The sequence below is a fragment of the Pantoea agglomerans NBRC 102470 genome, assembly GCF_001598475.1.
Classification (GTDB): domain Bacteria; phylum Pseudomonadota; class Gammaproteobacteria; order Enterobacterales; family Enterobacteriaceae; genus Pantoea; species Pantoea agglomerans.
Genome location: NZ_BCZA01000007.1, coordinates 128,962 through 142,407, shown reverse-complemented (window position 1 = coordinate 142,407; position 13,446 = coordinate 128,962). Strand labels below are relative to the sequence as shown.

The window sequence follows — 13,446 nt, the reverse complement described above, 5'->3', positions numbered from 1 at the left end:
GAAAATTGACACTGGTACTAAGCCAAAAAAATGGCACACATTGTAACCCTAAAAACACCTTCCAGAGAAGATTGGTTGCAGCAACTTGCGGATGTTGTCACCGAACCTGATGAATTACTGCGGATTTTAGCCCTTGATCAGCACACTGAGCTGGCTGAAGGTGCGGATGCGCGGCGTCTTTTCGCCTTACGTGTACCGCATGCGTTCATCCGCCGGATGAAAAAAGGCGATGCGCACGACCCGCTGCTGCTTCAGGTACTGACCCGCCGCCAGGAATTCACTGATGCGCCAGGTTATAGCACCGATCCGCTCGATGAACAAAGCAACGTTGTACCTGGATTGCTGCATAAATACCGAAACCGGGCTTTATTGTTGGTAAAAGGCGGCTGCGCCGTCAACTGTCGCTACTGCTTCCGTCGTCATTTCCCTTATCAGGATAATCCCGGCAACAAGCGTAGCTGGCAGGCTGCACTGGACTATATCGCCGATCATCCCGAGCTGGATGAGATCATTTTCTCCGGCGGTGACCCGCTGATGGCGAAAGATCATGAGCTCGCCTGGCTTATCGCCGCGCTGGAACAGATCCCGCATCTGAAACGTCTGCGCATCCACAGCCGTTTACCGGTGGTGATACCGGCGCGCATTACCGATCAGCTCTGTCAGATGCTCAGCGAGACGCATCTGCAGGTGGTGATGGTGACGCACATCAACCATGCGCAGGAGATTGATGATGAGCTGCGTGAGGCGATGAGCAGCCTGAAGCGTGCTGGAGTGACCCTGCTGAATCAGAGCGTCCTGTTGCGTGGCATCAACGATAATGCGCAGACGCTGGCCACCCTGAGCAATGCGCTATTTGATGCCAGCATTCTGCCCTACTATCTGCACGTGCTGGATAAGGTACAGGGTGCGGCGCATTTCTTTGTGTCAGATGACGAGGCCCGCCAGCTGGTGCGTGCATTACTGTCACAGGTCTCCGGCTATCTGGTGCCAAAGCTGGCGCGTGAAATTGGCGGAGAGCCAAGTAAAACACCGTTAGATTTACAGTTACGTCAGGAATAAAAACGGCCAGTAAAAGGCTGGCCGGTTCAATTTGGCAGACTGCCTGATTCACATTATGGGCACTTGTAGACCTGGCCGGTCATTTTGCTGTCGAGTGGCGCGAACGCGGACAACAGGTTCTGCGTCGGACTGGTTGCCCCATAAATCACGTTACCGCCCATCTCCGCTGCGCGATTGCGCAGGTCGTTTGCTGCGCCACGCAGTGCGCTGGTTTCGCCGCCCGCACCGCTCAGCCAGTTGCTCTGTGAGCCGGTAATATTGCCCAGAAGCTGACAGGTATTGCCAGGCTGCTGATCGGTGAACGTCACGCGCTGTCCTGCTGAAGAGAGTTGCGTAGAGCTGCTGCAGCCCGCCAGCAATAACGCGCCAGCCGTCAGTCCGAGCAAGAGGTTAATCCGCATTGTAATCCCCATTTATTATCATCAGAGTCGGGTGGCAGCGTAGCAGAAAAAGGATTTTTCTTTCTGCACATTCATTGCCCTTATCCCGTTATATCGTCTCAATATTTCACGCCGCTTGCAGGCTGGCAAGCGTGCCGATGCTGGTGAATAAAATGAAGCCAGTCGATCAGTCGGCGCAGCCGCAGACAGCGTGACATATCAAGAGGAAAGACGAACGATTGCGCCTTACTTATACTATTTTCCCACCCAAAAGAAAAACCCCCGACCGTTTCCGATCGGGGGTGATGTCAGAGCGTGATGCCCTTAACCGGTGTAGCCATTACGTCGTGCATTTTCGATGCAATCGGCTTTGTTAACGTAGCCCTGACTGGCGGCGCCGGTAATATTGCCGTTGGGCGCCGTTCTTCTCCAGCGCCACTTGTGTGCTTCGTCCTTATAAAATTCCCATTTATCGTGCATTTTAATTTTCCTTAATCTGTTGTTTATCCCTTTCAGAGCGCGCTATTTTGCGCCGGGATCCACGTTAGAGCATCCCGCCCTGACTAAACCATGATGCAGAACATAAAAAAAGTTAATGGGTTTTTCCTGCTGCTGCCAGCATTCAGACGCTGAAAAAGAAAAACCCCCGACCGTTTCCGATCGGGGGTTCTTTGATGACTTAAGCAGTCAACGGCAATTACATCATGCCGCCCATACCGCCCATGCCACCCATACCGCCAGCGCCGCCGCCTAAATCAGGTGCGTCGCCTTTTGGCAGGTCAGTGACCATACATTCGGTTGTGATCATCAGACCCGCAACAGAGGCCGCGTACTGCAGAGCAGAACGGGTCACTTTGGTTGGGTCCAGGATACCGAAGTCGATCATGTTGCCGTACTCTTCAGTCTGCGCGTTGTAACCGTAGTTACCGTCGCCCGCTTTCACGTTGTTAGCGACAACAGATGGCTCTTCACCGGCGTTAGAAACGATCTGACGCAGTGGAGATTCCATCGCGCGCAGCGCAACTTTGATACCGACGTTCTGATCTTCGTTCTGACCACGCAGATCAACCAGCTGTGCTGCCACGCGAACCAGCGCCACACCACCACCAGCAACCACACCTTCTTCAACGGCAGCACGGGTTGCGTGCAGCGCATCTTCAACGCGGGCTTTCTTCTCTTTCATTTCAACTTCAGTTGCTGCGCCTACTTTCAGAACGGCTACGCCGCCTGCCAGTTTCGCTACGCGTTCCTGCAGTTTTTCTTTGTCGTAGTCAGACGTTGCTTCTTCGATCTGCTGACGAATCTGGGTTACACGGCCCTGAATTGTCGCTTCTTCACCCACACCGTCGATGATGGTGGTGGTGTCTTTGTTGATCACAACGCGTTTTGCCTGGCCCAGATCTTCCAGAGCCGCTTTCTCCAGTTCCATACCGATCTCTTCAGAGATTACGGTACCACCGGTCAGGATAGCGATATCCTGCAGCATAGCTTTACGACGGTCGCCGAAGCCTGGTGCTTTAACCGCAGCCACTTTCACGATGCCGCGCATGGTGTTAACCACCAGTGTTGCCAGCGCTTCGCCTTCAACATCTTCCGCGATGATCAGCAGTGGTTTGCCGGCTTTCGCAACGGCTTCCAGCACTGGCAGCATTTCACGGATGTTAGAGATTTTCTTGTCAGCCAGCAGGATGAACGGAGATTCCAGTTCAATCGCACCGGTTTCTGGCTTGTTGATGAAGTAAGGTGACAGGTAGCCGCGATCAAACTGCATACCTTCAACCACATCCAGCTCATCCTGCAGGCCGGTGCCTTCTTCAACGGTGATCACGCCTTCTTTACCCACTTTCTCCATCGCCTGAGCAATCAACTGGCCCACGGTTTCATCGGAGTTAGCAGAGATAGTACCTACCTGCGCAATCGCTTTAGAGTCAGAGCAAGGAACAGACAGCGCTTTCAGTTTCTCAACCGCAGCGATAACAGCCTGGTCAATACCGCGCTTCAGGTCCATCGGGTTCATACCCGCTGCGACCGCTTTCAGGCCTTCGGTGATGATAGACTGTGCCAGTACGGTTGCAGTGGTGGTACCGTCGCCCGCAGCGTCGTTCGCTTTAGAGGCAACTTCTTTCACCATCTGCGCGCCCATGTTCTCGAACTTGTCTTCCAGCTCGATTTCACGTGCCACAGAAACACCATCTTTAGTGATGGTCGGTGCACCAAAAGATTTATCCAGGACTACGTTACGGCCTTTAGGACCCAGGGTAACTTTTACTGCATCTGCCAGTACGTTCACGCCACGCAGCATTTTTACGCGTGCGTCATTACCGAATTTTACGTCTTTAGCTGCCATCTTTAAATATCCCTTAAATTCGTTTCGTTCAGTGAATTACGCGTAAAAATTACGCTTCAACAACGGCCAGAATGTCGCTCTCAGAGATGATAAGCACCTCTTCGTTGTCGATTTTCTCGGTTTTCGCGCCGTAACCTTCGCTGAAGATCACGATGTCGCCAACCTTCACGTCCAGCGGCTTAATGTCGCCACTCTCAAGGATGCGGCCATTGCCGACAGCCAGTACTTCACCACGGGTGGATTTACCGGCTGCGGAACCGGTCAGCACGATGCCGCCAGCTGATTTAGCTTCAACTTCTTTACGCTTGACGATAACGCGATCGTGCAATGGACGAATTTTCATTTGATAGCTCTCCTTTGAGAAGTCCAATCATTCAGTTTTGGGGTTGAACACCGGGCTGCATGGCTTCCGGCCTCGTGACCAGAGAGATAGGGCCGCTGCCACCCACTTTCAAGGGGGCGGACAACAAATTTTTTACCTGTGAGTGATAAGTGATGGCTTTTTGAACAGATGATGGGGCAGATAAAAAACGCAACCCGTAGGTTGCGCCAGCGTGCTGACAAACTCAGTACAGGATGACCCTGGCAGCAACGGCTAAGCTCAGGGCGCAGGAAACAGGGTCAGAAGAGGAAAGCGTCACGCGCCACGGATGGCGCGGGCCGAGAAGTCATGGATGACGATTTTGCGACTTTCCGATCTGACCCTGTTCCCTGTGCGGCTCCGGTCTCACAGCTGGCCGGGTCAGGCTTTTCAACAATCTCACGCAACCCGTAGGTTGCGCTTTCAGAGGTGACAGCTGCGGTTAACGATCCTTGTGATCGTCATGATGCTCAAGGCGATCGCTGTCTTTACGCTCGAACTCGCCATCCATGGTGTAGCCGCTGTCTGGACCGGCTCCCGGCCCCCGCCAGACGCGCAGATGAGGCATCAGCTTCAGCGTCAGATGTTTCTGCACCGGTGGCAGCAGCAGCAGCAGGCCCAGCAGGTCGGTAAAGAAACCAGGCAGCAGCAGCAGGAAACCGGCGATGATCAGCGACACGCTTTTGATCATCTCATTGGCCGGGCTTTCATTACGTGCCAGCTTCTCCTGCATCAGCATAAAGTTTTTCATGCCCTGATTTTTGACCAGCGAGACGCCGATGCACGAGGTGAAGACCACCAGCAGCATGGTAAGCAGCACGCCCATGACGTGTGCAACCTGAATGAAGAGGGAAATCTCAATCCAGGCCAGAACGAAAAAGACTAATAACGGTATCCAGCGCACCGTACTCTCCTGTAAGTAGGGGCTGAACGGCAGCGTGCCGGTCAGCAGAAAGCGTTCATCCTGAGGATGATAAGAAAAGAGATGGGCACCCGCGCCGCCATTTTCAACCGATCCTGTCAAATTTATCCTGCGGGGTTAATTTTGTAACCAACTTCACATATCGTTAACCAGGCTGCAGCATTAAGTGATCTGCATGCGTGCTTTTCATATGCATCAGAATATGATCGCACACGCCCCTATGAAGACGGATAATATGTCGGCACGGGTACACCACGACAAAATAAACACATCCTTTGTGATGGTTAGCGGCAACAACAAGAAGGTTATCATGGCGAACAACATTCGTATCGAAGAAGACCTGTTAGGTATGCGCGAAGTTCCGGCGGATGCCTATTATGGCGTTCATACTCTGCGTGCGATTGAGAATTTTTATATCAGCAACAGCAAAATCAGCGACATACCTGAATTTGTCCGCGGCATGGTGATGGTAAAAAAAGCGGCGGCGATGGCCAACAAAGAGCTGCAGACCATCCCGCGCAATATTGCCGATACCATCATTAAGGCCTGCGACGAAGTGCTCAACAACGGCCGCTGTATGGACCAGTTCCCCGTGGATGTTTATCAGGGCGGTGCCGGGACCTCGGTCAACATGAACACCAATGAAGTACTGGCGAACATCGGCCTTGAGCTGATGGGCCACCAGAAAGGGGAATATCAGTATCTCAACCCCAACGATCATGTGAACAAATGCCAGTCCACCAACGACGCTTACCCAACCGGTTTCCGCATCGCGGTCTACAGCTCGCTACTGAAACTGCTTGATGGCATCAGCCAGCTGGCCGAAGGCTTCCAGCACAAAGCCGATGAGTTCCAGACCATCCTGAAAATGGGCCGTACCCAGTTGCAGGATGCCGTGCCGATGACCCTCGGGCAGGAATTTCACGCCTTCAGCGTACTGCTGAACGAAGAGACCAAAAGCATTCTGCGCACCGCGGAACTGCTGCTGGAAGTGAACCTGGGCGCGACCGCCATCGGCACCCGCCTCAACACGCCGGAAGGGTATCAGCATTTGGCGGTACAGCGTCTGGCGGAAGTCAGCAACCTGCCGGTGGTGCCAGCGGAAGATCTGATTGAAGCAACCTCCGACTGCGGCGCCTATGTGATGGTCCATTCATCGCTGAAACGTCTGGCGGTGAAGCTCTCTAAAATCTGTAACGACCTGCGCCTGCTCTCCTCTGGCCCGCGTGCTGGCCTGAATGAAATCAATCTGCCAGAGCTGCAGGCAGGTTCCTCTATCATGCCCGCCAAGGTCAATCCGGTTGTACCGGAGGTGGTAAACCAGGTCTGCTTCAAAGTGATTGGCAACGACATCACCGTGACGATGGCCTCTGAAGCGGGCCAGCTGCAGCTCAACGTGATGGAGCCGGTGATTGGTCAGGCGCTGTTTGAGTCGATCAGCATTCTGACTAACGCCTGCTACAACCTGCTGGAGAAGTGCATCAACGGCATTACCGCCAACCGCGCAGTGTGCGAAGCCTATGTCTTCAACTCGATTGGTATCGTGACTTACCTCAACCCTTACATCGGCCACCACAACGGCGACATCGTCGGTAAAATCTGTGCGGAAACCGGTAAAAGCGTACGTGAAGTCGTGCTGGAGCGCGGCCTGCTGACGGAAAGTGAGCTGGACGATATCTTCTCGGTGCAGAACCTGATGTACCCGGTTTATAAAGCCAAACGTTATACTGATGAAAACGAACAGTAAGGTTTAACCGACGCTGGTTAACCAAAGGCACACCGCGATCAACACGGTGTGCCTTTTTTTTTGTTAAACAGCACACCCGGCTATTACCGGTTTATCTTTCAGGAGTCATTCATGTTTGTGGTTGAGCTGCTTATCGTCTTGATGGCGATCTGGTTGGGCGCACGTCTTGGCGGCATTGGTATCGGGTTCGCAGGCGGAATGGGCGTGCTGATCCTGACGCTGGGATTTGGCATGGCACCCGGCGCTATTCCGTTCGATGTGATTGAAATCATCATGGCGGTGATCGCCGCGATAGCCGCCATGCAGGTGGCAGGCGGCATGGATTATCTGGTGAGCCTGGCGGAACGCCTGCTGCGCCGCCATCCACGCCACGTTACGCTGCTGGCCCCGCTGGTGACCTACCTGATGACGCTGCTGGCCGGTACCGGACATACCGCGTTCTCAACATTACCGGTGATTGCCGAAGTGGCGAAAGAGCAAGGCGTTCGCCCTTCCCGGCCGCTGTCGATTGCGGTAGTGGCTTCGCAGATCGCGATTACCGCATCACCCATTTCAGCCGCGGTGGTCTTCTTCGCCACCCTGCTTGAGCCGCGCGGCGTCAGCTATATCACGCTGCTGGCGATTGCCATCCCCTCAACCATGGTGGGCCTCTTCCTGGCGGCTCTGGTGACTAACTTCTTAGGCCGTGAGCTAAAGGATGATGAGGTTTATCAGGCGCGTCTCGCCAAAGGCGAAGTCACGCTGCGCGGCGCCAGCCTCTACCAGGCAAAACCGGGCGCGAAAAAATCGGTGCTGCTGTTTCTGACGGGCATTGTGGCCGTGGTGCTTTATGCCACCGCGACCAGCGCCAGCGTCGGGCTGATCGTTAATCCGCCGCTGCCACGCAATGAAGCGATTGTGGTGTTTATGCTGACCATCGCCACGTTGATCAGCCTGACCTGCAAACTCGACACCAGCGAAATCCTCAGCGCCAGCACCTTTAAGTCCGGCATGAGCGCCTGTATCTGCGTAATGGGCGTCGCCTGGCTGGGCGATACCTTTGTGAAGGCACATCTGGCGGAGATTCAGATGCTGGCGGGCGACACGCTGAAAACCTATCCGTGGATGCTGGCGCTGGTGCTGTTCTTCGCCTCGATGCTGCTCTACTCGCAGGCTGCGACCACCAAAGCGCTGATGCCCGCCGCGCTGCTGCTGGGCGTTACGCCGCTTACTGCCATCGCTTCCTTCGCGGCGGTTTCGGCGCTGTTTGTACTGCCGACCTACCCGACCCTGCTGGCCGCCGTTGAGATGGATGACACCGGCTCGACCCGTATTGGCAAGTATGTGTTTAACCATGCCTTTATCATTCCCGGCGTGATCGCCATTGCGCTGTCGGTGCTCTCTGGCTTCGTTTTTGGCGGATTGCTGCTATAAGCACACTCCTCGTGTTACGGATGGAGCGTGCTATCATCGGCGCTCTTTAAAACAGGAGTCACAGGATGAATGCTGTCGTGATCCTCTGCACCACGCCCGATCAGGCCACGGCGGAGCACCTTGCTGGCTTAGCGCTGGAAGCCAGGCTGGCGGCCTGTGTCACACTGCTGCCGGGCGCCACCTCCTGGTATCTCTGGCAGGGAAAAATGGAGCAGAGCAGCGAAGTCCAGATGCTGCTGAAATGCGACAGCGATCATCAGCAGGCGCTGTGTGATCTGCTCAAAGACGCTCACCCTTACGATGTGCCCGAACTGCTGGCGCTGCCGGTTCAATATGGAGACAGTGAATACTTGTCATGGCTGCACGCATCTCTCGCTTAATTACGCTTCTGCTGACGCTGTTTATCGGCCTGCAGGCGCACGCTTCACTCTTTTCAAATCCGGCGACCAGTCGCTTTGTGCCGGTCGATCAGGCCTTTACTTTTGACTTCGACCAGCAGGGCGCGCAGCTCAACCTGCACTGGAAAGTGAAATCGGGTTACTACCTCTATCGCCAGCAGATCCACATCACACCGCAGAACGCGACCATCGCGCCGTTAACGCTGCCGGCTGGTCAGCCGCATGAAGATGAATTCTTCGGCAAAAGTGAAATCTATCCGCAGGATCTGACGCTGCCGGTGACGCTGCAACAGGCGGCCAGCGGCGCCACGCTCAGTGTGACTTATCAGGGCTGTGCCGCCGCCGGATTCTGTTATCCGCCAGAGACGCGCAGCGTTCCGGTAAGTGCGGTAACCGCCAGCAGCGCACCGCCGCCGGTCAGCGCTCAGCCCGCGCCCGCCAGCCCGCTGCCTTTCTCGCCGCTCTGGGCGCTACTGATTGGTATCGGTGTCGCGTTTACGCCCTGCGTACTGCCGATGTATCCGCTGATCTCCGGCATTATCCTTGGCGGTCAGCGCCACTATTCGCTGGGCCGGCTGTTCGCGCTGGCGATGGTCTATGTGCAGGGGATGGCGCTGACCTACACGCTGCTGGGAGTCGTCGTCGCGGCAGCGGGCCTGCGCTTCCAGGCCGCGTTGCAGCATCCTTATGTGCTGTTCACGCTCTCACTGCTGTTTATCGTGCTGGCGCTGTCGATGTTCGGCCTGTTTACGCTGCAACTGCCCGCCAGCCTGCAAACCCGCCTGACCCTGTGGAGTAATCGTCAGCAGGGTGGCTCGCTGCCCGGCGTCTTCCTGATGGGCGCGCTGGCAGGTTTGATCTGCTCGCCCTGCACCACGGCCCCGCTCAGCGCCATTCTGCTTTACATCGCGCAGAGCGGAAATCTGTGGGCCGGTGCCGGGACGCTGTGGCTCTATGCGGTCGGAATGGGATTACCGCTGATCGCCGTGACCCTGTTTGGCAACCGGCTGCTGCCAAAAAGCGGCCCGTGGATGCAAACCGTTAAAGAGGGCTTTGGTTTTGTCATCCTGGCGCTGCCGGTCTTCCTGCTGGAGCGGGTGCTGGGCGATGCGTGGGGATTGCGGCTCTGGAGCCTGCTCGGCCTGGCGTTCTTTGGCTGGGCGTTCAGCGTCAGCCTGCGCGCCAGCAGCGGTAAGTGGCGCGTAGTGCAGATTATCATGCTGGCCGCTGCGCTGATCAGCGCACGCCCGTTGCAGGACTGGGCCTTTGGCGGACCGGCGCAGCAGCAGGCTGTGGCACCGCTGCCGTTCCATACTATCCAGACGCCGCAGCAGCTCGATAGCGCGCTGCAGCAGGCCCGCGGCCGCATCACCATGGTCGATCTCTACGCTGACTGGTGCGTCGCCTGCAAAGAGTTTGAAAAATATACCTTTAGTGACAGCGCCGTGCGCGATAGCCTGAGTCAGGTACAGCTGCTACAGGCCAACGTCACCGCCAACAACGCCAGTGATAACGCGCTGTTGCAGCACCTTCAGGTGCTGGGCTTACCGACGATTTTGTTCTTTGATGCGCAGGGCCGCGAAATCGCCGGATCGCGCATCACCGGGTTTCTCAATGCCGCCGAGTTCCGGGCGCATTTGCAGAAACTTACCCCGTAAACAACACTGGAGTCAGGTCATTGCCCGGTGCCTTACCGGGCCTGCATACCAGAGGAGAGTCACTTGCAGCGTGAACAGATACTCGAGCATGCATTGAATGTGCTTGAACAGAACGGCCTCGCCGCCACCCTCTCATTGGAAACCCTGGCGGGATCCGAATTAACCCGTGACCAGCTTCAGCAGTTCTGGCCCGATCGTGACGCCCTGCTCTACGATGCACTGCGCTATCACGGGCAGCAGATTGATACCTGGCGACGCCAGATCCTGCTGGATGAATCGCTGTCGCCCGACCAGAAGCTCATGGCACGCTATGAGGTCCTGAGTGAGCAGGTCAGCAAAGGACGCTTTCCTGGCTGCCTGTTTATCGCCGCCTGCAGCTTCTACCCGCAGCCCGATCAGCCCATCCATCAACTAGCCGAACAGCAGAAACGCGGCTCATGGCAGTTCACCCACGACATTCTGGTGGAGCAGGCGCTGGACAACCCCAGCATGGTGGCCGATCAGATGGAGCTGATTCTTGAAGGCTGCCTCAGCAAGCTGCTGGTGAAGCGCAATGTGCAGGATGTCGCCACCGCACAGCGGCTGGCGGAGGATGTTTACAGCATCGCGCTGTGCCGTAAAAATGGCGCGCTGGCCTGAGGTTTTACCCGCTTTGACTGAAAATCAGGCAATCAGTCACGTTTCCAGGGGTTTTTTAGTGAAAGCCGTTGACGACCCGCGGCCTTTACGGTTTAATGCGCCCCGTTGCCCGAATAGCTCAGTCGGTAGAGCAGGGGATTGAAAATCCCCGTGTCCCTGGTTCGATTCCGGGTTCGGGCACCATATTTAAAGAACCCGCCTCTGGCGGGTTTTTGCTTTTGTGGAACGAACCCGTTATCGAAGGTTCGATACACTCGCCACATCCTGTGGCTCGCCCTCTGCTTCAGCACGCCACCCACACTGCACCGGCATCCGCCGATTTCACGCACTGCGCGACCCAGCGCACGCCCATTAATCCGGCATGCACGTCGGGATACCAGAAATCCTGCAGGAAGTCGGTGTCACGGCGATCGGTGGCATCCATCGCCAGTGCGAAGCGACGATAAAGATTGGACCAGGCTTCAAATAACCCCTCGGTATGCCCTCCGCCAATGCGGTCCTCTTCCAGCGCGCGCGGATTAAGATAGCCCATGCCGCGCTCCAGAATGCGCACTGGCTCGCCCTGCACTTCATAGCGCAACTGGTTCGGCTGCTCATCCCACCACTCCAGACTGGCTTTCGATCCGACGACCCGAATCTTCTGCCCGTGCATCGATCCGGCATTCACCGCCGACGCCCATAACGTGCCGACCGCGCCGTTGTCATACTCCATCATCACAAAGGCGTTATCCTCCAGCGGCGCACGCGACGCGACAAAGCTCTGACGCGAACAGAGCAGACGGGTCACTTTCAGCTGTGGCAACATCGTTTCTGCGATAAACAACGGATGCGTCGCCAGGTCGCCTAACACGTAACTCGGGCCGACAAAGCGCGGATCGACCCGCCAGCGGGTGCTTTCACTCTGCAACTCCACCGCCTCATTATGGAAGCCGTGGGCAAACTGCATGTTAACGATGCGGATCTCACCCAGAGCCCCTTCGGCGATCATCTCCCTGGCCTGATGAACCAGCTGATGCCCGGCGTAACCGTAGGTGACGCCAACAACCTTCTGCTTCTCCCGGCTCAGCTGCTCCAGCTCATCCGCCTCTTCGACCGTAAAACAGAGGGGCTTCTCGCACACCACATGCAGCCCGGCATTAAGCGCCGCGCGGCAAATGGCGAAATGAGTATTATTAGGCGTGGCGACAGACACCGCCTCAATGCCATCTTCACGCGCGGCTTCCCCGGCGAACAGGCTGGCATAATCGGGATAACAGCGGTCCGGTGCCACACCCAGCGCCTGACCAAACTCACGCCCGCGTGCGGCATCAATATCAAACGCCCCCGCCAGCAGCACAAAGTTTCCGTCACGCTGTGCCGCAGAGCGATGGATATAGCCAATCTGGCTGGTGCCGCCGCCGCCGATCATGCCCCAGCGCAGCGAGCGATTAGCCGCTTTTTTACCGTTAATCATGCTGTTGTCCTCAAAATCCTGTTGATCGGAGATAGTCCAGGCTGGCTTTAACATCCCGCAGACTGGTGTCGGCATGGCGCGGATCACGCTCCTGTTCGATGGTGATCCAGCCCTGATAGTTACGCTCAGTCAGCAGTGCGCGCACCGCCGGATAGTCAATTGCGCCCTGCCCCAGCGGACACATCACCCCCTGCGCGCAGGCAGTGAAAAAGTCGAGTCCGCGAGAGAGGGCGTCTCGCCAGACCCGCTGGTTAACGTCTTTGAAGTGGAGGTAATCGATGCGGGTCCAGTACTGTTGCAGTGAAGCGACCGGATCCATCCCGGCGTAATAGAGATGGCCGGTATCCAGACATAAACCAGCCACCTGATGCGGAATATCACTGACCAGCCGCGCAAGCTCATCGGCAAACTCAATGCAGCCGCCCGCATGCGGATGGATCACCGGTCGCACGCCATACTCCTGCCAGGCAATCTCACTCAGAATGGTGATGTGTCGCATCATGCGCTGCCAGTCGTCAGCGGAGAGCCGTGGCGCTTTTTCTGACTGACCGGCATATTTCGCCCGCTCCGGATTCCCGAAGTCGATGACCACCAGATAAGGCGCGCTGGCGCCGGGCGTTTTGACGGCGGCTGGTACGCTGGCCAGGGTACGGCACAGGTTGTGGGTGAGCGTGACCAGTTCAGGGAAATGCGCTTCACTGACCAAATCATCAAAAATCGTACCCGCCACCAGCGAAAGCTGATGCGCATTAAGCTGCCGGGTCAGTTCGGCTGCATCCGCTGGCAGATAGCCCCAGGGGCCAAGTTCGATACTGGGATAGCCAGCCTGAGCGGCCTCGGTCAGGACTTTCTGCCATGGCGGCAGCCAGGGATTAGCGGGATCGTCGACGCCCCAGCTACAGGGCGCATTAGCAATGTGAAAGGTCATGATATCTGCCTGTGCAGTGAGAACTGCTGGCAGTATCAAATGAAAATTTCATCTCAGACAACAATGAAAGTTTCATTTTTTGATAGAGATCGCGTTTAAATATTTCTTTATATGATAGTTTTCTATCAAATACCCGCTAAC

The 13,446-nt window shown here is 56.2% G+C and carries 13 protein-coding genes and 1 tRNA gene; 7 read left to right on the top strand and 7 right to left on the bottom strand.

Annotated elements, in window-relative coordinates:
- Positions 1-30 precede the first annotated feature (30 nt).
- A complete protein-coding gene (epmB, locus tag PAG01S_RS15585; RefSeq protein ID WP_062759356.1) occupies positions 31-1,059 on the top strand; it encodes an EF-P beta-lysylation protein EpmB in 1,029 nt (342 codons plus the stop codon).
- A 53-nt stretch (positions 1,060-1,112) separates the two neighbouring features.
- Here epmB and PAG01S_RS15580 read toward each other — a convergent pair whose 3' ends face one another.
- From PAG01S_RS15580 to PAG01S_RS15565, 5 genes are all read right to left on the bottom strand, one after another.
- Complete coding sequence (locus PAG01S_RS15580) at positions 1,113-1,460, bottom strand: DUF4156 domain-containing protein (protein ID WP_010251983.1); 348 nt, start codon at positions 1,458-1,460, stop codon at positions 1,113-1,115.
- Between the two features lie 303 nt (positions 1,461-1,763).
- Positions 1,764-1,919 (bottom strand): YegP family protein, encoded by a 156-nt coding sequence (locus PAG01S_RS21835; protein ID WP_010251985.1) that lies wholly within the window; start codon positions 1,917-1,919, stop codon positions 1,764-1,766.
- 217 nt (positions 1,920-2,136) lie between these two features.
- Entirely contained in the window at positions 2,137-3,786 is a 1,650-nt protein-coding gene (groL, locus tag PAG01S_RS15575; protein WP_010251987.1) for a chaperonin GroEL, read from the bottom strand.
- Between the two features lie 49 nt (positions 3,787-3,835).
- Entirely contained in the window at positions 3,836-4,129 is a 294-nt protein-coding gene (locus PAG01S_RS15570; RefSeq protein ID WP_010251990.1) for a co-chaperone GroES, read from the bottom strand.
- A 460-nt stretch (positions 4,130-4,589) separates the two neighbouring features.
- On the bottom strand, positions 4,590-5,051 hold the full coding sequence (locus tag PAG01S_RS15565; protein ID WP_010251992.1) for an FxsA family protein: 462 nt from the start codon (positions 5,049-5,051) through the stop codon (positions 4,590-4,592).
- A gap of 328 nt (positions 5,052-5,379) precedes the next feature.
- On the opposite strand from PAG01S_RS15565, the gene aspA reads away from it, so the two are divergent.
- The 6 genes from aspA to PAG01S_RS15535 all read left to right on the top strand — a co-directional run bounded on the left by aspA (position 5,380) and on the right by PAG01S_RS15535 (position 11,107).
- Complete coding sequence (gene aspA / locus PAG01S_RS15560) at positions 5,380-6,816, top strand: aspartate ammonia-lyase (RefSeq protein ID WP_010251996.1); 1,437 nt, start codon at positions 5,380-5,382, stop codon at positions 6,814-6,816.
- Positions 6,817-6,927: 111 nt separating this feature from the next.
- On the top strand, positions 6,928-8,229 hold the full coding sequence (locus PAG01S_RS15555) for an anaerobic C4-dicarboxylate transporter (protein ID WP_033759606.1): 1,302 nt from the start codon (positions 6,928-6,930) through the stop codon (positions 8,227-8,229).
- A gap of 65 nt (positions 8,230-8,294) precedes the next feature.
- Entirely contained in the window at positions 8,295-8,609 is a 315-nt protein-coding gene (cutA, locus tag PAG01S_RS15550; RefSeq protein ID WP_010672018.1) for a divalent cation tolerance protein CutA, read from the top strand.
- Complete coding sequence (locus tag PAG01S_RS15545) at positions 8,585-10,285, top strand: protein-disulfide reductase DsbD (RefSeq protein WP_010672019.1); 1,701 nt, start codon at positions 8,585-8,587, stop codon at positions 10,283-10,285. Before cutA ends, PAG01S_RS15545 begins: the two co-directional genes overlap by 25 nt.
- Positions 10,286-10,348: 63 nt before the next feature.
- Positions 10,349-10,924 carry a division control transcriptional repressor DicD gene (gene dicD, locus PAG01S_RS15540; protein WP_010252014.1) on the top strand — a complete coding sequence of 192 codons (576 nt, stop codon included), beginning with the start codon at positions 10,349-10,351 and terminating at the stop codon, positions 10,922-10,924.
- 107 nt (positions 10,925-11,031) lie between these two features.
- Positions 11,032-11,107 (top strand) — tRNA-Phe (locus PAG01S_RS15535).
- A gap of 100 nt (positions 11,108-11,207) precedes the next feature.
- On the opposite strand, the gene PAG01S_RS15530 is transcribed toward PAG01S_RS15535, so the two are convergent.
- Both PAG01S_RS15530 and PAG01S_RS15525 read right to left on the bottom strand, forming a co-directional pair.
- Positions 11,208-12,377: a Gfo/Idh/MocA family protein gene (locus PAG01S_RS15530; protein ID WP_010252017.1), complete on the bottom strand. Its 1,170-nt coding sequence runs from the start codon at positions 12,375-12,377 to the stop codon at positions 11,208-11,210.
- A 10-nt stretch (positions 12,378-12,387) separates the two neighbouring features.
- Positions 12,388-13,305, bottom strand: coding sequence for a TIM barrel protein (locus PAG01S_RS15525; RefSeq protein WP_062759355.1), 918 nt, complete (start codon positions 13,303-13,305; stop codon positions 12,388-12,390).
- Positions 13,306-13,446 lie beyond the last annotated feature (141 nt).

Excerpts from the sequence above, each read along its gene's own strand:
- epmB (WP_062759356.1), top strand. The coding sequence starts at position 31 with ATGGCACACATTGTAACCCTAAAAACACCTTCCAGAGAAGATTGGTTG.
- PAG01S_RS15580 (WP_010251983.1), bottom strand. The coding sequence starts at position 1,460 with ATGCGGATTAACCTCTTGCTCGGACTGACGGCTGGCGCGTTATTGCTG.
- PAG01S_RS21835 (WP_010251985.1), bottom strand. The coding sequence starts at position 1,919 with ATGCACGATAAATGGGAATTTTATAAGGACGAAGCACACAAGTGGCGC.
- groL (WP_010251987.1), bottom strand. The coding sequence starts at position 3,786 with ATGGCAGCTAAAGACGTAAAATTCGGTAATGACGCACGCGTAAAAATG.
- PAG01S_RS15570 (WP_010251990.1), bottom strand. The coding sequence starts at position 4,129 with ATGAAAATTCGTCCATTGCACGATCGCGTTATCGTCAAGCGTAAAGAA.
- aspA (WP_010251996.1), top strand. The coding sequence starts at position 5,380 with ATGGCGAACAACATTCGTATCGAAGAAGACCTGTTAGGTATGCGCGAA.
- PAG01S_RS15555 (WP_033759606.1), top strand. The coding sequence starts at position 6,928 with ATGTTTGTGGTTGAGCTGCTTATCGTCTTGATGGCGATCTGGTTGGGC.
- cutA (WP_010672018.1), top strand. The coding sequence starts at position 8,295 with ATGAATGCTGTCGTGATCCTCTGCACCACGCCCGATCAGGCCACGGCG.
- PAG01S_RS15545 (WP_010672019.1), top strand. The coding sequence starts at position 8,585 with ATGGCTGCACGCATCTCTCGCTTAATTACGCTTCTGCTGACGCTGTTT.
- PAG01S_RS15530 (WP_010252017.1), bottom strand. The coding sequence starts at position 12,377 with ATGATTAACGGTAAAAAAGCGGCTAATCGCTCGCTGCGCTGGGGCATG.
- PAG01S_RS15525 (WP_062759355.1), bottom strand. The coding sequence starts at position 13,305 with ATGACCTTTCACATTGCTAATGCGCCCTGTAGCTGGGGCGTCGACGAT.